Genomic DNA, 20,457 nt, shown 5'->3' on the forward strand with positions numbered 1-20,457 from the left:
GCCCCGGGGCGGCTGCCCCGGGGCTCCTCCGGCGGTGGTGCGGATCAGGCCGGCAGGACGGCCTCGATCGCGGTGATCACCTCGGCCGACTCCGGCTCGGTGCGGGGCCGGATCCGGGCGGCCACGGTGCCGTCCGGCGAGACCAGGAACTTCTCGAAGTTCCAGGACACGTCACCGGCCTGGCCCTCGGCGTCGGCGGTCCGGGTCAGCGCCGCGTACAGCGGGTGCTGGTCGGCGCCGTTGACGTCCGTCTTCTCGAACAGCGGGAAGGAGACGCCGTAGGTGGTGGAGCAGAAGGTCTGGATCTCCTCGGCGCTGCCCGGCTCCTGCCCGGCGAACTGGTTCGACGGGAAGCCCAGCACGGTGAAGCCGCGCTCGGCGTAGCGCGCCTGGAGCCGCTCCAGGCCGGCGTACTGGGGCGTCAGGCCGCACTTGGAGGCGACGTTGACGATCAGCAGCGCCTTGCCCTTGTAGTCGGCCAGCGAGGCGGTCTCGCCGGACAGGGTGCGCAGCGGGATGTCGTACAGGCTCACGGAAGTCCCCTTCGGATGGTCGGATATCGGTGCAGCACTCGTCACGGAACGGTAGCCGCCCCGCCCCGGTCAACCACGACCGGGCTCCGGGTGTTCCGCCCCCTCTTCTGCTCCCGTCCGGCCGGACCGGGCGTCGGAGCGGGCCTCGGGCCGGCCGTCGGTCCGGGCCTCGGTCCGCGCGTCGAAGCGGGCGGCGACGGCGGCGAAGTCGGCACTGAGCCAGCGTTCGGGGCGCATTCGGATGGCGATGTCGGCGGTCAACTGCTCGGTGGTGGCGGCGAGGTAGGCGCGGGCGGTGGCGGGCGGCATGTAGCGGTGGGCCATCGCGGCGCGCTCGGCCGGGTCGACCCCGTCCTCGATCGCGACCACCGGGCCCTCCACGCTCACGTAGCGGCAGGGCGGCTCCTCCTGCTGGGCACAGAGCGCGAACCGCCCGCTGGCACGGATCCGGCGGGCCTTGGCGGAGTCCCGGCCGGTCAGGATGGTGAGGACGCCGCCCGGCCGGTAGGAGTACCAGATCGGGACGGCCAGCAGGCGCCCGGCCGGTTGGGCGCCGTCGTCGCCGACGGCCAGGACGCCGACGTGCGGGCCCGCCAGGAAGGCCTCGCGCTCGGACAAGCTCATGGTGAAGGGCACGGAGTGGCCTCCCGGGCTACGGAAGCCCGCGCGCTGCGGTCGCGTGCGGGCGGTGCACCGGTACGTACCCGGACGACCGGCGTGCCGAACGCGGTCGCGCCGGACGGGGCGGGCTCGCCGCCGGGCGGGCGCCGTCGTGCGCCCGGTGCGGCCCGGGGGTGCCGCCCGCGCCCCCGGGGGGGCGCAGGCCCGGCGCCGGTGGGGGCGCCGGGCAACCGCGCGGCTCAGAGCGCCAGCGGCTTGATGGCCGTGGGGGCGTGCTCGGGCAGGGTGGCGAGCTCCTCGAACTCGGTCACGTCGCTCATGTCGACGGTCCGGCTCATCGAGATGTTGGTGATGCGCTCCAGGATGGCCTCGACCACGACCGGGACGCTGTGCTCGGCGGCGAGCTTCTTGGCCTCCTCGAAGGCGGCGCCCAGCTGGTCGGGGTCGGTGACGCGGATGGCCTTGACCCCGAGGCCCTCGGCGACCTTGACGTGGTCGACGCCGTAGACGCCGAGCTCCGGGGTGTTGATGTTCTCGAACTCCAGGTTGACCTGGAAGTTGATGTCCAGTCCGATCTGCGCCTGGCGGATCAGGCCCAGGTAGGCGTTGTTCACCAGGACGTGGATGTAGGGGACCTTGTGCTGGGCGGCGACCGCCAGCTCCTCGATCATGAACTGGAAGTCGTAGTCGCCCGAGAGCGCGACGATCGGGGTGCCCGGGTCGGCGGTGGCGGCGCCGATCGCGGCCGGGATGGTCCAGCCGAGCGGGCCGGCCTGGCCGCAGTTGATCCAGTGCCGCGGCCGGTAGACGTGCAGCATCTGCGCGCCGGCGATCTGTGAGAGGCCGATCGTGGTGACGTAGCGGGTCTCCGGGCCGAAGGCCTTGTTCATCTCCTCGTAGACGCGCTGCGGCTTCATCGGGATGTTGTCGAAGTGGGTGCGGCGCTGGAGGGTGGCCTTGCGCTCCTGGGCGGACCCGGCCCACGCGGTGAAGTCGGGCAGCCGGCCCTCGGCCTTGAGCTCCTTGGCGACCTCGACGAAGAGCTCCAGCGCGGCCTTGGCGTCGGAGGCGATGCCGTAGTCCGGGGCGAAGATCTTGCCGATCTGGGTGGGCTCGATGTCGACGTGGACGAACGTGCGGCCCTTGGTGTACGCCTCCAGGTTGTACCCGGTGTGGCGGTTGGCCCAGCGGTTGCCGATGCCGAGGACGAAGTCCGACTCCAGGAAGGTCGCGTTCCCGTAGCGGTGCGAGGTCTGGACGCCGACCATGCCGGCGCTCAGCGGGTGGTCGTCGGGGATGGTGCCCCAGCCCATCAGGGTGGAGATGACCGGGACGCCGGTCAGCTCGGCGAACTCGACGAGCAGGTCGCAGGCGTTGGCGTTGATGATGCCGCCGCCGGCGACGATCAGCGGGCGCTCGGACTCCAGCAGGAAGCGGATCGCCTTCTCGGCCTGGGCGCGGCTGGCCCGCGGCTGGTAGACCGGCAGCGGCTGGTAGGTCTCGGGGTCGAACTCGATCTCGGTCAGCTGGACGTCGATCGGCAGGTCGATGAGGACCGGGCCCGGACGGCCGGAGCGCATCAGGTGGAAGGCCTCCTGGAAGACGCCCGGGACCTGGGCGGCCTCCAGCACGGTGGTGGCCTTCTTGGTGACCGGCTTGGCGATCGAGGCGATGTCGACGGCCTGGAAGTCCTCCTTGTGCAGCTTGGAGACCGGCGCCTGGCCGGTGATGCACAGGATCGGGATCGAGTCGGCGATCGCCGAGTAGAGGCCGGTGATCATGTCGGTGCCGGCCGGGCCGGAGGTGCCGATGCAGACACCGATGTTGCCGGCCTTGGCGCGCGTGTAGCCCTCCGCCATGTGGGAGGCGCCCTCGACGTGCCGGGCCAGTGTGTGCCGGATGCCGCCGCCCTCCTTGAGGGCCCGGTAGAACGGGTTGATCGCCGCGCCCGGCACGCCGAACGCGACCTCAACGCCTTCGAGCTTGAGGATCTCCACTGCCGCGCGGGCGGCTGTCATACGAGGCATCGGGTATCTCCTGCATCGGCCCGCAGTGGGTCGGAGGGCTCATCTCCAGAATTCCACCATACGGAAGAACGGTTTCTGTATGCGGAAACAAAGTAAGGCGGGGCCCGTCGGGGCGTCAAGGGGGCTTTCAACAGAATGTGGAAGCGGGGCGTGCCGCGGGGATGGCGGGAAACCGCAGGTGGCGGGCGCGGGGGAGGGGGTGGGCCGGCCGTCCGGCCAGGCTGTCATGGCGGGCGCGGCCGGACCATCGCCCGTTCCTCCAGTCCGCCGGGCCCGGGCGGGCCCGGCGGTCGTCCCTTCGTGCAAAGCGCGCGCTTCCGGCACCGGCCTCGTTCGTGTGCCAGTCCACGGGCCGAACGCGCGTACCCGGCCGGAGCCCCGGGTCGGCGCGGAAAGTGTCGCCGGCGTGCGGCTCGTGTGAAGATTCGGTGGGCGAGGTCGGCCTCGCGCGGGGCCCTGGGTACCGTCGGTGGCACGCCGGACCCGTCATGGTTGCCATGTTCAACTCGGGCCGCGGCAGGGGGATTTGGGATCGACCGGGGAGCGGGGGAGCTCCGGCCGTCGGGTCCCGTTCCCGGACCGGGCCCGCCCGGTCCGCGCGCGGCCGACCGAGGCACCGCCCCCTGACCGCACCCGCTCCGCCCCGACACCCATCGCCGCCGCCCGCCACGGCCGCCCGGCCCGCCCGGACGGCCGCCCGTACCGACGCCGCCCGCGCCGTACGCGCCGCGGAGGCCGCCGGGTGCCCCGCCGAGGTCGCGCCCGGTGCGCCGACGCGGTGAGCGTCCACCGGCGCGCGACCCGTTCGCCCGCCAGGTCCGCCAGGTCCGCCAGGTCCGTCCTCGCCGTCCGCCCGCCAGGTCCGCCCGCTCCGGCGTCCGGCCGCCCGCCCGGCCCGCCCGCCCCGGCGTCCGCCCGTCCGGACGCACCCAGCAGCGCGTCCGCCCGTCGGCGGGTGCGCGGAAGGAACGTACCCATGCTCCGACCCGCCTGCTGTCCCCCCGTCCGCCCCGGCACCGCTGCGGCGGTGACCCGATGAGCGCCCCGTCCGGCCGGTCCGAGAGTCCGCCGGGCCGGTCCGGCGAGGGCGCCCCGCCGGGCCGGGCCCGGCGCGTTCCCGTCCGTGCCGTGCGCGCCGTGCCCTGGCGCTTCGACCTGCCGGCCTCCCTGGTGGTCTTCCTGGTCGCCCTGCCGCTCTGCGTCGGCGTGGCCGTCGCCTCCGGGGTGCCCGCCGAGCTCGGCCTGGTCACCGGGATCGTCGGCGGCCTGGTGGTCGGCGCGCTGCCGGGCAGCAGCCTCCAGGTCAGCGGCCCGGCCGCCGGGCTCACCGTCCTGGTCTACGAGGCCGTCCAGGAGTACGGTGCCGGCGCGCTGGGCCTCCTGGTGCTCGCCACCGGCCTGCTCCAACTGGCCATGGGCGCCCTGCGGCTGGGCCGCTGGTTCCGTGCGATGTCCGCGTCCGTGGTCCACGGCATGCTGGCGGGCATCGGCCTGACCCTGCTGTTCGGCCAGCTCTACGCGCTCGCCGACCGCAGGGCGCCCTCGACCGGGCCCGAGAAGATCGCCGGCCTGCCGGCGCTGCTGCGCGACGCCGTCACCGGCGCGGCGACGCCGGCCGCGGTCGCCCTCGGCGTCGCCACCCTGCTGGTGCTGGCCTTCTGGAAGTACCTGCCCGCCCGGGTGGCCCGGACGGTGCCCGCACCGCTCGCTGCCGTCGGCCTCGCGGCCGCCGTCACGGCCGCCGCCGACCTGCCGGTCGCCCGGATCCGGGTCTCCGGCCTGCTGGACGTGGTCCGGCTGCCGGAGCGCGACGCGTTAGGCGCGCTGGCGAGCACGGCGGGCGTCGGTACCGTCCTCGCCTTCACCCTGATCGCCTCGGCCGAGACGCTGTTCAGCGCCGCCGCGGTGGACCGGATGCACCACGGCCCGCGGACCGACTACGACCGTGAGCTGACCGCGCAGGGCGTCGGCAACACGCTCTGCGGCCTGCTCGGGGCGCTCCCGATGACGGCGGTGATCGTCCGCAGCGCGACGAACGTCCAGGCCGGCGCCCGCACCAAGGCCTCCCGCGTCCTGCACGGGCTCTGGCTGCTGCTGTTCACCGCGCTGCTGCCGGGGGTGCTCGGCCTGGTCCCGCTCACCGCGCTGGCCGCCGTGCTGGTGCACGCGGGCGCCAAGCTCGTCCCGGTCCGGCGGATCGTCGGGCTCTGCCGCGAACACCGCGGCGAGGCGGTGGTGCTCGCGGTGACGGCGGTCTCGATCATCGCCACCGACCTGTTCGAGGGCGTCCTGATCGGGATCGGCCTGGCCGTGGTCAAGTCGGCCTGGCAGACCTCGCACCTGCAGATCGCGGTGGAGGAACTGCCGCCCCCGGAGGCCCCGGAGCCCGTTCCCGCCACCGGCGGGGCCGCCGGCCCGGCGCTCACCCGGGCACCGCTGCGGGTCCGCCTGAGCGGCAACGCGACCTTCCTGCGGCTGCCCCGGCTGCTGGACACCCTGGAGCGGCTGCCGGCGGACCGCCCGGTCGAGCTGGACTGGTCCGGGCTGCGCCACCTGGACCACGCCTGCACGGTGGCGCTCAGTACCTGGGCCGAGCAGCACCGGGCCCGCAGCTCCGCGCCGCTGGCGGTCGAACCGCCGCTGCCGACGGTGGCCTGACGGGTCGTCCGGTCTGATGGCTCGTCCGGCCTGCCGGGGAGACCTGCTCGGCAGGGGGGCCGGCTCGTCAGGGTGCCGGGTCGTCGGCCGGGCCGGCCGGGACGGGCGGCTAGCCTGGTCGCGGCGCCGGGGCGCCCGACGGACCGGGCACCGGGACAGCGCCGAGCCGGAGGAGGAACAGAGCCGTGATCGCAGCGTTTTCGGTCACCCCGCTGGGGGTCGGCGAGGAGGTGGGGGAGGCGGTCGCCGCCGCCGTCCGGGTGGTCCGCGCGAGCGGGCTGCCGAACCGCACGGACGCGATGTTCACCAGCGTCGAGGGGGAGTGGGACGAGGTGATGCCGGTGATCCGGGCGGCGATCGAGGCCGTGAAGGCCTACAGCGGACGGGTCAGCACCGTCATCAAGATCGACGACCGGGCCGGGGTCTCGGACGGGCTCACCGCCAAGGTGGCCTCGGTGGAACGCCACCTCGCGGAGGGGTGAGCCCCGGCCGGCCCTGCGGTGAGGCCCGGCCCGCCGACCCGAGCGGGCCGGCGGGCCGGGCTTCGGTCAGCGTGCCGCGGTGGGCTGGGTGCTCTGCTCCGCCGGCGCGGAGCCGTAGGCCCGGTCGGCCGTCCACCGGGGGAGCAGCCGGTCCACCGCGAACGGTCCGGAGCCGAGCGCGGCTATCGCGAGGAACGCCCAGCAGAACAGCACCGAGGCCTCGCCGCCGTTCTGCAGCGGCAGCAGGGCGTGCTCCTGGTGGACGGTGAAGTACGCGTAGGCCATCGAGCCGGAGCAGAGCAGGGCGGCGGTCCGGGTGCCGAGTCCGGCCAGGACCAGGACGCCGCCGACGAGCTGGATCAGTGCGGCCCACCAGCCGGGCCACTGGCCGACCGGGACGGAGCCGCCGCCCTTGGCGCCGCCGAAGACGCCGAAGAGCGAGGCGGCGCCGTGGCAGGCGAAGAGCAGCCCGACGACGACGCGAAAGACCGTCAGGACGAGGGGGCGGACGGTGTCGACCGCTTGCTGGGGAGTAGCCGGCATGGACGTCTCCTTGGGGGAGGGGGTGGGGGACGGGCGGCGGTAAGGGTACCCTTATCTGGAATCGCCTGACAATACTCTGTCAAGTGCACCGTGTTCGAATTTGTTCACCGTCCGTTGTTCGCACGTCAACCGTCCGCTGTCGGCCCGCCCTCTGGCCCGGCGCGCACGGTATCCGGTACTCGCCGTGGCGGTCGCTCTCCTCTTTCTTGACCGATCGGTCTGAATATGACTAGGGTTCAGACATGGCACGGACCAAGGAATTCGACCCCGACGCGGCGCTCCAGGCGGCCCTGGAGCTGTTCTGGCGGCGCGGCTACGAGGCCACCTCGATGGCGGAGCTGGTCGAGGAGCTCGGGATCGCCCGTGCCAGCATCTACGCCACCTTCGGCAGCAAGCACGAGCTCTACCTGCGGGCGCTGGAGCGCTACGGCGAGCAGCACAATCCGGTGCTGCTGGCCGAGCTCTCGCAGCCCGGCCCGGTACTGCCGGCCGTCCGCGGCCTGGTCCGGCGCTTCGCGCGGGAGGCCGGCGAGGACGGCGCGGGCGGCCCCAGGCGCGGCTGTTTCGTCACCAACACCGCCGTCGAGCTCGCTCCGCACGACCCGGACGCGGCCCGGCGGGTGTCCGCCAGCCTCGACCACCTGGAGACGGTGCTCACGGCCGCGCTGGTCCGGGCCGAGGCGCAGCGGGAACTGCCCGAGGGGCGCGACCCCGTGGCGCTGGCGCGGATGCTGCTGGTGCTGATGCAGGGCATGCGGGTGATCGGCAAGGCGGGTGACGCCGAGGCCCGTCTGCGGGCCGCCGCCGAGCAGGCGCTCGGCCTGCTGGACTGAGCGCGCCGCCCGGGCCGGCGCCACGGCCCGCCCCGGGGGCTTCCGACGGCCTCGCGACCGGCGCAGTGTGCTGTCCAAATTCTGGACCGAACGGTCATTATCAACTAGGGGGATTCGATGGCACAGGGGGTTTCGACACCCGCACGGGTGGACTCGCCGGCTTCTCGGCCCGCGCCCGCCCGCACCACCGCGCGGGTGCCTTCGCGGCCGGCCCCGTCGCAGGCGTCACGGCGGTCGGGGTTCGCCCTGCTCGGTGCCGTGCAGGCGACGCTGATCTTCACGATCATGATTCTCTCCGTCCCGCTGCCCCTGGTGGGCCGGGAGTTCGGCCTCGGCCCGTCCGGCATCCTGCTGCTCAGCGCCGCGTACGGACTCTCCTTCAGCTCCCTGCTGCTGCTCGGCGGCAGGCTCGCCGACCGGCACGGCGGCCGGCGGATGCTGCGGGTCGGCCTCGTCCTGCTGGCCGTCGCCTCGGTGGCCGGCGCGCTCGCCCCCACCTTCGCCGTCCTACTGGTGACGCGCTTCGCCCAGGGCGTCGGCGCCGCGCTCGCCGCTCCGGCGGCGGTCGCGGTGGTGCGGTCGCTCTTCCCCCGGTCCGCCGACTACGGCCGGGCGATGGCCACCTGGGGCGGCCTCTCGGCGCTCGGTGCCACCGGTGGCAGCCTGCTCTCCGGGGTGGTCACCGCCTGGGTCTCCTGGCGCTGGATGTTCGCCGTGCCGGTCCTGGTGGCGCTGGCCGGGCTCGCCCTCTCCGGTCGCCTGCTCCCTGCCGCCGAGCCGGCTCCCGGCGCGCCCCCGGCGCTCGACCTGCGGGGTGCGGCGCTCGCCACCGCCGGTGTCTCCGCGATCAGTTACGGCCTGGTCGGGTCCGGGGAGCACACCTGGGGCGAACCCGTGGTGCTCCTTCCGCTGGCGCTCGGCGCCGCCCTGCTGCTCGCCTTCGCCGCCGCCGAACGGCGCACCGCCGACCCGCTGCTGCCGCCCGGCTTCCTCGCCGACCGCCGCCGGGCCGCCGCCCTGGTCGCCGTCATGGCGACCGCCGCGGCCACCGCGCTGGTCTTCCTGATCCTCCCGCTCTACCTCCAACAGGTCCGCGGCTGGGGCGTGCTGGCCACCTCGGCGGGCTTCCTCCCGTACGCGGCGGTCCTGCTGGCCGCCGGCCGGCTGGCCGGACCGCTGATCGCCCGCCACGGACCGGCCGCCGTCACCGCCGGGGGCCTGGCGGTGGCCGCCGGAGGCCTGGCGCTGCTGGCCGGCGTCGGCCCCGCCACTCCCTTCGCCACCGGACTGCTGCCCGGTCTGCTCCTGCTGCCCGCCGGGGCCGGCCCGGCCTTCGCCGGCTCGGCCGTCCTCGCCACCGGGGGCGTCCGGCCCGGGCGCGCCGGTCTCGCCGCGGGCGTCCTGAACACCGCGATGGAGCTGGGCCCCACCGCCGGCGTCGCCGCCCTGATGGCGCTCGCCGCCACTCGTCCCACCGCCGTCGGCGGCTACGCCGCCGCCTTCGCGGCGGCCGCCGCGGGCCTCGCGCTGACCGCCGCGGCGGTCACCCTGCTGGCCCGCTCCCGACCCGCACGACCCCCGTTCACCCACACCGAGGAGTACTCAGCATGACCACGCGCTTCGCCGACAAGTCCGTCCTGGTCACCGGCGGCGGCACCGGCATCGGCCGGGGCATCGCCCTCGCGTTCGCCCGGGAGGGGGCCCGCGTCGCGGTCGCCGGCCGCACCGAGGGCCCGCTGGCCGAGACCGTCCGGCTGATCGAGGAGGAGGGCGGCAAGGCCGTCGCCCTCGTCGGGGACGTCGCGGACGCCGCCGACGCCGCCCGGCTCGTCCGGGAGACCGTCGCCCGGCTCGGCGCTCTGGACATCGCCGTCAACAACGCCGGCATCCTGGGCGCGGTGGCACCGATCGCGGACCTCGCCGAGGAGGACTGGCAGCGGGTCGTCGACACCAACCTGACCGGCACCTGGCTCGCCATGAAGCACGAGATCGCCCACATGCGGACCCAGGGCGGCGGCGCCATCGTCAACATCGCCTCCAACCTCGGCGTCCACATGCGGCTTCCGGGCCTCGGCGCCTACGCGGTCACCAAGGCCGCCGTCAGCGCCCTGACCCGCAGCGCGGCCCGCGACCACATAGCCGAGGGCGTGCGGATCAACTCGGTCAGCCCCGGGCCGGTGGAGACCCCGATGTCCAGCCGCCCGGGCGAGAGCGCCGCCGACAAGGCGGACCGGATGAAGTCGGACGTCCCGGTCGGCCGGGCCGGCGCCGTCGAGGAGATCGCCGCCGCCGTCCTCCACCTCGCCTCACCCGAGTCCGCCTACACCGTCGGCGCCGACCTCGTCCTCGACGGCGGCATCACCGCCTGACGTCCGCCCCGCCTGACGCTCGCCCCCCGTGAACGGCCGACCGGTGACCAGTCGGCCGTTCACGTCCGTCCGGCCCCGCCCGGTGTGCCGTCCTAGGCGGACAGGGCTTCGCCGTCGTGCGGGAGGGCGCAGGCGGCGGCCAGGTCGTCGAGGGAGAGGTCGAGCGCGTAGGCCAGTGCCACGACCGTGAAGAAGGCCGGCGTGGGGGCACGGCCGGTCTCGATCTTGCGGAGGGTCTCCGAGGAGATCCCCGCCACCGCCGCGATCTCGACCATGCTGCGCGTGCCGCGGGCCGCGCGCAGCAGGGCGCCGAAGCGCTCGCCGCGTTCGCGTTCCCAAGGGGTCAGCGGAGTCCTCACCATGCGCCGATCCTAGACCCGACTGGACCGTGATAGATATACCGGTATAAGAATTGGGTAGAGATGCGGGAGGGCACGGCCATGGTGGAACTCAAGAACGACACGGCGCTGGCGGCGATGCGGGAGGCCGGGCGGGTGGTCGGCGAGGCGCTGGCCGCCGTCGAGCGGGCGGCCGCGGTGGGGGTGAGCCTGCTGGAGCTGGACGAGGTGGCCCGCGGGGTGCTGAGCGGGGCGGGCGCGGTGTCGCCGTTCCTCGGCTACCGGCCGTCCTTCGCGCCGGTGCCGTTCCCGGCGGTGATCTGCGCCTCCGTCAACGACGCCGTGGTGCACGGCATCCCGGACGGCTACCGGCTGCGCGACGGCGACCTGGTCAGCATCGACTGCGGGGCGGTGCTGGACGGCTGGGCGGGCGACGCCGCCGTCAGCTTCGCCGTCGGGACGCCCCGCGCGGAGGACGCCGCGCTGATCGACGCCACCCGGCGGGCGCTCGAAGCCGGGATCGCCGCTGCCGTGGTCGGCAACCGGACCGGTGACATCGGGCACGCGATCGCCGCGGTCGCGCGGCGGGCCCGCCGGGGGGTGCCGGAGGGGTTCGGCGGGCACGGCATCGGGCGCCGGATGCACGAGGAGCCCTCGGTGCCCAACGAGGGCCGCCCGGGCCGGGGTTACCCGCTCAAGCCGGGGCTGGTGCTCGCGATCGAACCGATGCTGACCGGCGGCGGCCGGTCCGACTACCTGACCGACGAGGACGGCTGGACCCTGCGGACCACCGACGGCAGCCGGGCCGCGCACTTCGAGCACACCGTGGCGATCACCGAGGAGGGACCGCGCATCCTGACCCTGCCGTAGCGCCCTCCCGGGGCCGTCGTCGCCGCGCCCCGCTCAGCCGAGCAGCCGCAGGCGGGTCGCGGCCACACCGAGCCGGATGCTCTGCCCCCAGGTCAGCTCCAGCGCGTCCGTCTCGATGCCGTCGCCGAAGGCGACCAGCCGGTCCGACTCGACGGTCAGCACCAGCTGCCGGCCGCCGTCGAGCACCCCGTGCACCCGGCTGGTGCCGGTGGCGGGGGAGGGCCAGGCCTCCCGGACGAACCAGGCCAGCGCGGGCGCGGCGGCCTCCGGCAGGGTCAGCGGGCCGCCGCGCTCCAGCCAGGCGGAGCGGCACCAGCCGGTGGCGCCCGTACCGGTGCCGACCAGCACGCCCGAGGAAGCCTGCGGCTCGGGCGGGGCGGACCGCGGGCGGCCGGCCGTGCTCGACGGGACGGACCGGCTCGACCCCCCGCCCGGTTCGCCCCCGCCCGGCCCGCCCCCGCCCGGCTCGCCCTCGACCGCCAGCCGGTACCGCGCCGTCTGGTGCCCCGGCTGTCCGACGTACACCTCGTTGAGGGCCAGCAGCCGCTGGGTGTCGTCCGCGACCGCCTCGACCATGGTGCGCTCCTCCAGGTGCCGGGCGCCCGAGCGGGCGACGGCGGCCGGCAGCAGGGCGGGCAGCGCGTCGGCGCGGTGGCGGACCAGGACGCCGGGGTTGCGGCCGGGGTCGGCGTCCACGCCGATCACCGGCTGGCCGTCCAGGTACTTGGCGACGTTGGCGACCAGCCCGTCCTGGCCGACCACGACCACCACGTCCTCGGGCTCGAACAGGAAGCGCGGCAGGTCCGCCCGCTCGACCCGGCTGCGCCGCCACTCCAGCGGCACCGCGGCCGCCGCCCGGGCGAGCGCGTCGGCCTGCCGGCGGTGGCGCTCCTCGGCCTCGGCCATCGACCGGCCGCGGGCGGCCAGGAAGAACGAGGCCTGGCCGGGCGTGCCGTGGTGGGCCAGGAGCTCCTCGTACTCGGTGCGGCGGTGCACCAGGACGGCCCGGGGCGCGAGGGTCACTGGTCGCCCGCGCTCTGGGAGAGCCGGCTGAGCAGCCCGGTGAGCAGGTCCGGTGTGACGGTCATGTTCTCGATCCGGGGCAGGTGCTCGGCCAGCCGCATCAGGGCGAGCGCCCGCAGCACGGCCGGGTCGGCCTGCTGGTGGGCGGTGAGCCAGGCGGCCTCGGCGGCGGCCCGGGCCTCGCCCAGCGCCCGGGCGGCGTCCGCCTCGGCGGTGGCGAGCCTGGTCCGGCGCTCCGCCTCGGCCTCGGCGCGGACCCGGTCGGCGACCGCCTCGTCCTCGGCCTGGAGGCGCCGGTTCGCGCCCTGCTGGGTCAGCAACTGCTTCTCTCGCCGGGCCAGTTCGATTCGGTTGGCCAGCTCGTTCTCGGCGATGCCGCGCTCGTGCTCGACGGCGACCGCGCGCCGTTCGAAGGTGGCCCGGTCGGCCTCCTGCTGGACGAGTTCACGGGCGGGGGTGCGCAGCGCGCGCTCCACCTCGGGCTCGGGGCGCAGCGCGACCACCCGGACGGCGATCACGGCGAGCCCGGTCTCGGTGATCCGCGGTTCGGCGGCGAGCCCCTCGGCCATCCGGTCGCGGACGGCGCTGACGCCGTCGGCCAGCGCGGCCGCGAGCGGGGTGCGGGCGAGCAGGCCGAGCGCGTGCTGCTGGGCGGTCTCGGTGAGCAGGGTGGCGAGCTGGTCGAGCGGGGCGGCGCGCCAGGCGCCGCTGTCGGGGTCGAGGCCGAAGTCGACGCGGGCGGCGGCGACGGCGGGTTCGGTGATCCGGTAGGTGAGGGTGGCCTGGACGGTGACGTCCTGGAAGTCGGAGGTCCGGGCGTGGAACAGCATGGCCAGCTCGCGGTCGTCCACCGGCACCTCGGAGAGGGCGGCGGTGAGCGGCCGGAACCAGAACGCCAGGCCCGGGCCGTCGTGGACGACCTTGCCGCGGTTCAGGTGCCGGATGTGGGCGGTGGGGACGGCGCGCAGGTGGCGCAGTCCGAAGCGCTTGGTGATGTCGGCCATGGGAGGTTCCTTTCCCCTTTTCGTCACTCCGACGATATTCGGCGGCGGTTGATCTCGTCAAGATGACGAAAAGAAGGGAAGGCGCCTGGCCCGACTGTCGTGGGAGGATCGCCGGGTGCTGAGGACGCGAACGAAGACGCGGCGGGGTCCGGGCCGGGGGGCGGCCCGCGCCGCGGCGGCGCTGCTCGCGACCGCCCTGGCGACCGCCGCCGCCCTCGGGACCGCCGTGGTCGCCGCACCGCCCGCCCGCGCGGCCGACCGGCCCGGGCAGGCTTTCACCATCTCCGACCCGCGCATCACCGAGTCCAGCGGCCTCGCCGCCAGCCACGCCCACCCCGGCGTCTACTGGACGCACAACGACAGCGACGACGGCCCCTACGTCTACGCGGTGGACTCGCAGGGGCGCACCGTCGCCACCGTCACGCTGCGCGGCATCGAGCCGCGTGACGTGGAGGCGATCTCGATCGGCCCGGACGGCCGGATCTACGTCGGGGACATCGGCGACAACCTCGGCGGCAAGTGGCCCGAGGTCTGGATCTACGCCTTCGCCGAGCCCGCCGAACTGCGCGACCAGACCGTGGAGACGGTCCGCTACCGGGTGCGCTACGAGGACGGCCCGCGCGACGCCGAGGCGCTGATGGTCCATCCGGTCACCGGCCGGGCCTACATCGCCAGCAAGAAGCAGGGCGGCGGCGGCCTCTACCAGGGGCCGGAGAAGCTCTCCGCGGCCGGGGTGAACACCTTCCGGCGGATGGTCGACGTCCCCTGGATCACCGACGGGGCGTTCGCCCCGGACGGCACCCGGCTCGTCCTGCGCGGCTACTTCGACGCCACCCTCTACCGCTGGAAGGACGGCGCGCCCGTCAAGCTCGGCCCGCTCTCCACGCCCTTCCAGCGCCAGGGCGAGTCGGTCACCTTCACGGCGGACGGCCGGGCGCTGCTCTACGGCACCGAGGGCAAGGACAGCCCGGTCTGGCGCTCGCCGCTCGACGACGACCAACTCCCGGACACCGTCCAGCCGCTGCCCTCGGCCGCGCCCTCCTCCGGTGCGGCCGCACCGCCGTCCGGGCCGGCGGCCGCGGGCGGGGCCGCCGGGTCGCCGTCGTCTTCCTCCTCGTCCTCCTCGTCCTCCTCGTCCGAGGGGCCGTCGGACCGGACGCTCGGCGTCCTGTTCCTCCTCGCCGTGGTGGGGGCCGTGTTCGGCCTGCGGAAGAAGCGCCGCGGCGACTGACGGGCGGAGCCGACGGGTGCGTCCGGGGTCGGCTCCGGGCCCCGGGTGCGGCCGGCGAGACGGAATCACCGTGGACGAACGGCCCTTCGGGCTTCGGGGCGCCGGCGGGGCCGGGTGGCCGACCGGCTCCGGCGGGGTGAATCTGTCGCCGATTTGTGACAAAGCTTGGCCAACACCCGTCCCATGCAGGGTTTTCGTGGACGTAGTGTTCCGCCTATGTCACGGAAGAGTCGCCGTATCTCCTCCCCCGACCCGGGCGACACCTGGGTCCCGCGCACCCGGCGTCGCGAGAGTCCGCTCGCCATGGCGGGTCACGCGGTGAAGTTCCTCGGCTACAGCACGCTGGCCGGCGTCCTGCTGGCGGGCGTGGCCCTGCCGGCGGCCGGCGCGCTCGGGCTGACCGCCAAGAACACCGCGGACAACTTCGACAGCATCCCGGACGACTTCAAGACCCCGCCGCTCAGCCAGGCTTCGCAGATCTTCGACGCGAAGGGCGGCCTGATCGCCAAGGTGTACGAGCGCGACCGCACCGTCATACCCGCCGACCAGATGTCACCGCTGATACGGCAGGCCCAGGTGGACATCGAGGACGCGCGCTTCTACGAGCACGGCGCGGTCGACCTCAAGGGTGTGCTCCGGGCCGCCACCAAGAACGCGGAGAGCGGCACCACCGTCCAGGGCGCCTCGACGCTGACCCAGCAGTACGTGAAGAACGTCAACGTCGAGAAGGCCGGCGACGACCAGGCCGCCGTCCTGGAGGCCCAGCGCAAGACCCTCGGCCGCAAGATCCAGGAACTCAAGTACGCCATCAAGCTGGAGGAGGACCTGACCAAGGACCAGATCCTCACCAACTACCTGAACATCACCTTCTACGGCCACCAGGCATACGGCATCCAGGCGGCCTCGCAGCGGTACTTCAGCAAGGACGCCAAGGACCTCACCGTCCCCGAGGCCGCGATGCTGGCGGGTCTGGTGCAGAACCCGTCCCAGTACGACCCCAAGCTGCACCCCGTCGCCGCCCAGAAGCGCCGCGACACCGTCATCGACAAGATGGTGGAGAACAAGCACCTCACCGCCGCGCAGGCCCGGGACGCCAAGGCGACCCCGCTGGGGCTGAAGTACAAGGACCCGCAGAACGGCTGCATCACCGCCAACGCCGGGATGGGCTTCTTCTGCGACTACGTCCGGCACGTGGTCAAGCAGGACCCGGTGTTCGGCAAGAGCGCCGCCGAGCGCAAGAAGCTGTGGGACCAGGGCGGCCTGAACATCTTCACCACCCTCGACCCCGACAAGCAGGCCGCCGCCCAGAACGCCGTCACCAAGAAGGTCTACGTGACGGACCCGGTCTCGGCGGCGATCACCATGGTCGAACCGGGCAGCGGCAAGATCCTGGCGATGGCCCAGACCCGCCCCTACGGCCTGGACCCGGACAAGAACCAGACCGTCGTCAACTACAACGCGGACGCGGGGATGGGCGGCGGCAACGGCTTCCAGCCGGGCTCCAACTTCAAGCCGATCGTCGCCGCCGCGGCGCTGGAGGCCGGCCTGCCGGCCACCCAGATCTACCCGGCGCCGAACCGGATGGACTGGCCGACGATGAAGACCTGCGACGGCACCTGGAAGAACCTGGAGAAGGGCAAGAAGGGCGGCTCGATCCCCAACGAGTCCGAGAAGGAGTCCGGCCCGTACGACCTGAAGCAGGCGATGGCGCTCTCGGTCAACACCTACTTCGTCCAGATGGAGCAGGAGATCGGCCTCTGCGCGGTCAAGCAGATGGCCAACAAGCTGGGCGTGGCGACCAAGGCCAGCGGGGATCCGCTCCAGGAACTGCCCGCGCTGGGGCTCGGCACCCAGGAGGTGAGCCCGCTGGTGATGGCCAACGTCTACGCGACCTTCGCCGCCGAGGGCACCTACTGCGCGCCGCTCGCGATCAACCGGATCACCACGGTGGACGGCAAGGACGTCCCGGTCGTCCCCGCCAAGTGCGAGCGGGTGATGTCCGAGGACACCGCCGACGTCATCAACACCGTGCTGCTCGGGGTGACGGAGAAGGGCACCGCGCGCGAGCTCGGGCTGGACGGCGACCGGCAGATCGCGGGCAAGACCGGTACCACCGACGAGAAGAAGTCGGCCTGGTTCAGCGGCTACACCGCCAACCTGGCGGCCTCGGTCTGGCTCGGCGGCCCGGCCAAGGGCGTGCCGATGAAGAACATCCGGATCGGGGGCAAGTACTACCAGGAGATCTTCGGAGCCACCGGCCCGGGCCCGATCTGGCAGCTGGCGATGAACCAGGCGCTGAAGGGCATGCCGCGGGACACCTTCGACACCGTGTACATCCCGGACCCGCCCAAGCGTGATCCGAACCCGAGCGGGAGCCCGAGCGGCTCCGGCACGGCCTCGCCGGGCACCGCCCCGACCGGTGCGGGCGCGCCCGGCGGCCGGACGGCGGACCCGGGGCGGACGGCGGACCCGGGGCGGCCGCGCTCGACCCAGCCCGCCGACCAGCAGACCGAGCAGCACACCGAGCAGACCGGCCGGGGCGACGGCGACCGGCCGGACGGCTCGCAGAACGACGGCTGACCGGACCGGCCGACGGCGGTGCCCCGGACCGCCCTACGGTCCGGGGCACCGCCGGGTTCGGGGCGGCCGGTCAGTGGACGCCGTTCGCGGCCCAGAAGTCCTGCCGGGCCAGCACGCTGGTGTCGGTCTGGTCGGTGAAGAAGCCGTCCACGCCCAGCTCGTAGAGGTGGCGCGCCCACCCGATGGCGTCGCCGTAGGCGTTCGGGTCGGTGCCGCGGCGGTAGTCCAGCGGGAGGAAGGCGTTCTCGTTGCGGACGGTGTACGGGTGCAGCAGCAGGTTGGCCGCGTGCGCGTCGCGGACCAGCGTGGTCGGCGGCAGGAGCTTGCCGCTCTCGTCCACCGGTGCGATCAGCTGGGTGGTCGGGCCGATGCCGTGGGCGAAGCCGGCCATCCAGCGCAGCCCCGCCGGGGTCACCAGGTCGGCCACCGTGCGCCGGTCCCCGGACAGCACGAAGTCGTACGGCTGGGTGGTCGCGCCGCCCAGCAGCTGGATCCGCGGGTTGTCGACCAGCTTGGCCAGCCGCTGCAGGCTGCTCGGCTCGAAGGACTGCAGGATCGCCCGCCCGCGCCGGCCGGCCAGGCCCGCGCGGCGCAGCTCGTCGGCGAGCCGCTCCTCCAGGGGCAGACCGATCGAGCGGAAGTAGCTCGGGTGCTTGGTCTCCGGGTAGAGCCAGACCTCGCGGCCGAGCTCGCGTCCGCGCTTCCTGGCGAAGTCGGCCAGCTCGCGGAAGGTGAGCACCGGCCACCGGCCGTCGTACAGGGTGTTGCGCTGGCGCTGCTGCGGGAGGCGCTCCTTGGCGCGCAGGGTGCGCAGCTCGGCGAGCGTGAAGTCCTCGGTGAACCAGCCGGTCTGCGGCAGGCCGTCGATGGTCTTGGTGGTCCTCCGGCCCGCGAACTCGGGGTGGTCGGCGACGTCCGTCGTCTCCACGATGTTGTTCTCGTGCCGGATCACCAGGTGGCCGTCCTTGGTGGGGACGAGGTCCGGCTCGATGACGTCCGCACCGAGCTCCAGGGCGAGCTCGTAGGAGCCGAGGGTCTCCTCGGGGCGGTAGCCGGGCGCGCCGCGGTGGCCGATGACCAGCGGGTGCGGCAGCCGGTCCAGGCCGGTACCGGTGCGGACCGGGGAGCGGGTGCCGGCCGCCGCCCCGGCGTCCGCGCGCCCCTCGGCGGCGTCCGGCTGCTCGTCGGCCGGGGCCGCGAACGCCTCGCCGCCGGTCGCGGCGAACGCGGCCGCACCGAGGCCGGCGGCACCGGTCGTACGCAGGAACCGGCGGCGCGAGGAGGCCGTGCCGGCTGCGGAGGGATCTGTCGAGCTGCTGCCGTCGAGCGGACGGTTCGTCATGGAGGCTCCTGGCTCGCGCTGGGGGCGGGGCGCTGATGGTCGTCGCCCGCAGACTAGGAGCAGCGGCGCCCGGCCGGGTGGCGTTCGGGCGAACTGCGGGCGAAGATCCGCCGTGCACCCGTCAGGGACGCACCCGAGGCGCACCCGGTGTGGGCCGGGTGCGCCTCGGACGGAGCGGGGGCCGGGTCAGCCGTTGACCTGGCAGAGGGCGTAGGACTTCTCCGCGTGCAGCATCGACTCCAGTTCCGGGTAGCCCTGGGTGCGGTAGCTGTAGTACGCGACGGTGTACTCGACGTCACACCGGTTGGCGGCGGACAGCTGGCTGTCGGGCTGGTCGGCCACCGTCAGCGGACCGTGGGCCGAGAGGTCGACGCCGGCGGCCTGGGCGGCCCCGGCCCCGCCGGCCAGAACGGCGGCGACGGCGAGCGCGGCGACTGCGAGCGGGCGGGACAGGCGGTTCATCAACTGAGTGTCCTTCCAGAGGAGTCGGTGTGTCCCCGATTCTGCTCCGGAGGGTGATCACGGTCCTATCCCAGAAGGGTGGGGGGAGCGCCCGGCTCCCCCCACCTCCCGCCCCTCGGTCCTTGTTCAGAGCTCGGCGAGCAGCTTCCGGCCGTCCGGCCAGTCACCGAGCCCGGAGTCGGCGTTGAGATGTCCGTGGGCGCCGGGCTCCACGTACCGGGCGCCCCACGCCTCGGCGAAGGCGCGGGCACGCTCCGGCGTGACCCAGGGGTCGTCGGTGCTGGAGACCACCAGCGAGGGGAAGGGCAGGCGCTCCAGGGTCACCGGGCGGAAGCCCGCGAGCGCCGGGACGTCGGCGTTGTCGATGTCGGCGGGTGCGACCAGCAACGCACCCCGGACGGCGGCGGTCCGTCCGGCGGCGGCCGAGGCCGCCCAGCGGGCCACCGCGACGCACCCGAGGCTGTGTGCCACCAGGACCACCGGCCCGTCGGCCGCCGCGGTGGCGATCGCGGCATCGAGGGCGGCCACCCAGGCGTCCGGCTCCGGGAAGTCCCAGTCCTCCTGCTGGACGCGCCGGAAGGCCGCCGGGTCGGCCTCCTCCCACCGGGTCTGCCAGTGGGCGGGCCCGGAACTCTGGTAGCCGGGCAGGACGAGGTAGCTGGTGCGGTCCGACATCGTGCGGACTCCCTTCGGGGGCTGACCTGGGCACCAGGGAGTCTAGGGGCCGCCCGGGAAGGGGCGCGTAGGCCCTGGCGACGGCGCACACGGCTCGCCCAAGGCGCGTGCCACACATCACGCGCCGGGTGTGCGAGCGGTGTGCCCCGTTGCGTCGGCGCGGCCGGGTGCGGGAGGTTGTTCCCGGCCCGCCCCGGCCGCCACCGGTGCGGGCCCGCACCATCTGACGATCGATCACATGGAGGGATGTCGGCGATGACATCGAAGGTCCTGCTCGTCACCGGTGATGCCGCGGAGTCGCTGGAGGTGTTCTACCCCTACCAGCGGCTGCTGGAGGAGGGCTACGAGGTCGACATCGCGGCGCCGACGAAGAAGCGGCTCCAGTTCGTGGTCCACGACTTCGTCGACGGCTACGACACCTACACGGAGAAGCCCGGCTACACCTGGCCCGCCGACCTCGCCGTCGCGGACGTGGACCCGGCCGAGTACGTCGCCCTGGTCATCCCCGGCGGCCGTGCCCCCGAGTACCTGCGGAACAACGCCGACGTGCAGCGGATCGTCCGGCACTTCTTCGACGCCGACAAGCCGGTGGCGCAGATCTGCCACGGCCCGCTGATCACCGCGGCCGCCGGCGTGCTCTCCGGCCGCCGCAGCGCCGCCTACCCGGCCCTGGAGCCCGACGTGGCCGCCGCGGGCGCCGAGTACGTCGACGGCGAGGCGGTCGTCGACGGCGTGGTCGTCTCGGCCCGCGCCTGGCCCGACCACCCCGCCTGGATCCGCGCCTTCATCGAGGTCCTCCGGGTCAAGGCCCCGCTGGCCTGACCCTGACGGACCCGGGGGCACCCCTCCGCCCCAGGGCGGAGGGG

At 74.2% G+C, this 20,457-nt stretch carries 19 protein-coding genes; 9 read left to right on the top strand and 10 right to left on the bottom strand.

Features of this window, described 5'->3' with window-relative positions; all coding sequences use genetic code 11:
• Positions 1-44: 44 nt before the first annotated feature.
• The 3 genes from ACFWA9_RS30170 to gcl form a co-directional block, all read right to left on the bottom strand.
• Entirely contained in the window at positions 45-533 is a 489-nt protein-coding gene (locus tag ACFWA9_RS30170; RefSeq protein WP_329485994.1) for a glutathione peroxidase, read from the bottom strand.
• Between the two features lie 69 nt (positions 534-602).
• A complete protein-coding gene (locus ACFWA9_RS30175; protein ID WP_380391196.1) occupies positions 603-1,157 on the bottom strand; it encodes a pyridoxamine 5'-phosphate oxidase family protein in 555 nt (184 codons plus the stop codon).
• 236 nt (positions 1,158-1,393) lie between these two features.
• Positions 1,394-3,172, bottom strand: coding sequence for a glyoxylate carboligase (gene gcl, locus ACFWA9_RS30180; protein WP_380391222.1), 1,779 nt, complete (start codon positions 3,170-3,172; stop codon positions 1,394-1,396).
• A gap of 1,044 nt (positions 3,173-4,216) precedes the next feature.
• Between gcl and ACFWA9_RS30185 the strand changes: the two genes are divergently transcribed.
• A complete protein-coding gene (locus tag ACFWA9_RS30185; protein WP_380391199.1) occupies positions 4,217-5,839 on the top strand; it encodes a SulP family inorganic anion transporter in 1,623 nt (540 codons plus the stop codon).
• Positions 5,840-6,024: 185 nt separating this feature from the next.
• Positions 6,025-6,321 carry an MTH1187 family thiamine-binding protein gene (locus tag ACFWA9_RS30190; RefSeq protein ID WP_380391202.1) on the top strand — a complete coding sequence of 99 codons (297 nt, stop codon included), beginning with the start codon at positions 6,025-6,027 and terminating at the stop codon, positions 6,319-6,321.
• A gap of 66 nt (positions 6,322-6,387) precedes the next feature.
• Here ACFWA9_RS30190 and ACFWA9_RS30195 read toward each other — a convergent pair whose 3' ends face one another.
• The gene (locus ACFWA9_RS30195) at positions 6,388-6,864 is read right to left on the bottom strand and encodes a DoxX family protein (protein ID WP_352295340.1); all 477 of its coding nucleotides are present in this window, start codon (positions 6,862-6,864) and stop codon (positions 6,388-6,390) included.
• A 242-nt stretch (positions 6,865-7,106) separates the two neighbouring features.
• Here ACFWA9_RS30195 and ACFWA9_RS30200 point away from each other — a divergent pair, with 242 nt between their 5' ends.
• The 3 genes from ACFWA9_RS30200 (at position 7,107) to ACFWA9_RS30210 (ending at position 10,066) form a co-directional block, all read left to right on the top strand.
• On the top strand, positions 7,107-7,697 hold the full coding sequence (locus tag ACFWA9_RS30200; protein ID WP_380391205.1) for a TetR/AcrR family transcriptional regulator: 591 nt from the start codon (positions 7,107-7,109) through the stop codon (positions 7,695-7,697).
• 117 nt (positions 7,698-7,814) lie between these two features.
• Complete coding sequence (locus tag ACFWA9_RS30205) at positions 7,815-9,308, top strand: MFS transporter (RefSeq protein ID WP_380391208.1); 1,494 nt, start codon at positions 7,815-7,817, stop codon at positions 9,306-9,308.
• Complete coding sequence (locus ACFWA9_RS30210) at positions 9,305-10,066, top strand: glucose 1-dehydrogenase (protein ID WP_352295348.1); 762 nt, start codon at positions 9,305-9,307, stop codon at positions 10,064-10,066. The genes ACFWA9_RS30205 and ACFWA9_RS30210 overlap by 4 nt, the downstream gene beginning before the upstream one ends.
• Before the next feature lie 92 nt (positions 10,067-10,158).
• Here the strand turns inward: ACFWA9_RS30210 and ACFWA9_RS30215 are convergent, their stop codons facing one another.
• Positions 10,159-10,428 (bottom strand): helix-turn-helix transcriptional regulator, encoded by a 270-nt coding sequence (locus ACFWA9_RS30215; protein WP_352295350.1) that lies wholly within the window; start codon positions 10,426-10,428, stop codon positions 10,159-10,161.
• 78 nt (positions 10,429-10,506) lie between these two features.
• On the opposite strand from ACFWA9_RS30215, the gene map reads away from it, so the two are divergent.
• The gene (gene map, locus ACFWA9_RS30220; protein ID WP_380391225.1) at positions 10,507-11,274 is read left to right on the top strand and encodes a type I methionyl aminopeptidase; all 768 of its coding nucleotides are present in this window, start codon (positions 10,507-10,509) and stop codon (positions 11,272-11,274) included.
• A gap of 33 nt (positions 11,275-11,307) precedes the next feature.
• Here map and ACFWA9_RS30225 read toward each other — a convergent pair whose 3' ends face one another.
• Positions 11,308-12,297, bottom strand: a complete 990-nt coding sequence (locus tag ACFWA9_RS30225) for a hypothetical protein (RefSeq protein WP_380391211.1) — start codon at positions 12,295-12,297, stop codon at positions 11,308-11,310.
• Positions 12,294-13,301: an SPFH domain-containing protein gene (locus tag ACFWA9_RS30230; RefSeq protein ID WP_329485983.1), complete on the bottom strand. Its 1,008-nt coding sequence runs from the start codon at positions 13,299-13,301 to the stop codon at positions 12,294-12,296. The genes ACFWA9_RS30225 and ACFWA9_RS30230 overlap by 4 nt, the downstream gene beginning before the upstream one ends.
• A 181-nt stretch (positions 13,302-13,482) precedes the next feature.
• Here ACFWA9_RS30230 and ACFWA9_RS30235 point away from each other — a divergent pair, with 181 nt between their 5' ends.
• Positions 13,483-14,532, top strand: a complete 1,050-nt coding sequence (locus ACFWA9_RS30235) for a hypothetical protein (RefSeq protein WP_380391227.1) — start codon at positions 13,483-13,485, stop codon at positions 14,530-14,532.
• Positions 14,533-14,748: 216 nt separating this feature from the next.
• Complete coding sequence (locus ACFWA9_RS30240) at positions 14,749-17,112, top strand: transglycosylase domain-containing protein (RefSeq protein WP_380391215.1); 2,364 nt, start codon at positions 14,749-14,751, stop codon at positions 17,110-17,112.
• Between the two features lie 70 nt (positions 17,113-17,182).
• Here ACFWA9_RS30240 and ACFWA9_RS30245 read toward each other — a convergent pair whose 3' ends face one another.
• From ACFWA9_RS30245 to ACFWA9_RS30255, 3 genes are all read right to left on the bottom strand, one after another.
• Positions 17,183-18,454 carry a glycerophosphodiester phosphodiesterase gene (locus ACFWA9_RS30245; protein WP_380391218.1) on the bottom strand — a complete coding sequence of 424 codons (1,272 nt, stop codon included), beginning with the start codon at positions 18,452-18,454 and terminating at the stop codon, positions 17,183-17,185.
• A 186-nt stretch (positions 18,455-18,640) separates the two neighbouring features.
• Complete coding sequence (locus ACFWA9_RS30250; protein ID WP_352295360.1) at positions 18,641-18,916, bottom strand: hypothetical protein; 276 nt, start codon at positions 18,914-18,916, stop codon at positions 18,641-18,643.
• A 126-nt stretch (positions 18,917-19,042) separates the two neighbouring features.
• Positions 19,043-19,591 (bottom strand): RBBP9/YdeN family alpha/beta hydrolase, encoded by a 549-nt coding sequence (locus ACFWA9_RS30255; protein WP_380391220.1) that lies wholly within the window; start codon positions 19,589-19,591, stop codon positions 19,043-19,045.
• 255 nt (positions 19,592-19,846) lie between these two features.
• On the opposite strand from ACFWA9_RS30255, the gene ACFWA9_RS30260 reads away from it, so the two are divergent.
• The gene (locus ACFWA9_RS30260) at positions 19,847-20,413 is read left to right on the top strand and encodes a DJ-1/PfpI family protein (protein ID WP_329485978.1); all 567 of its coding nucleotides are present in this window, start codon (positions 19,847-19,849) and stop codon (positions 20,411-20,413) included.
• The last annotated feature ends 44 nt before the right edge of the window (positions 20,414-20,457 follow it).

The sequence above is a fragment of the Kitasatospora sp. NPDC059973 genome, assembly GCF_042737525.1.
Taxonomy (GTDB): domain Bacteria; phylum Actinomycetota; class Actinomycetes; order Streptomycetales; family Streptomycetaceae; genus Kitasatospora.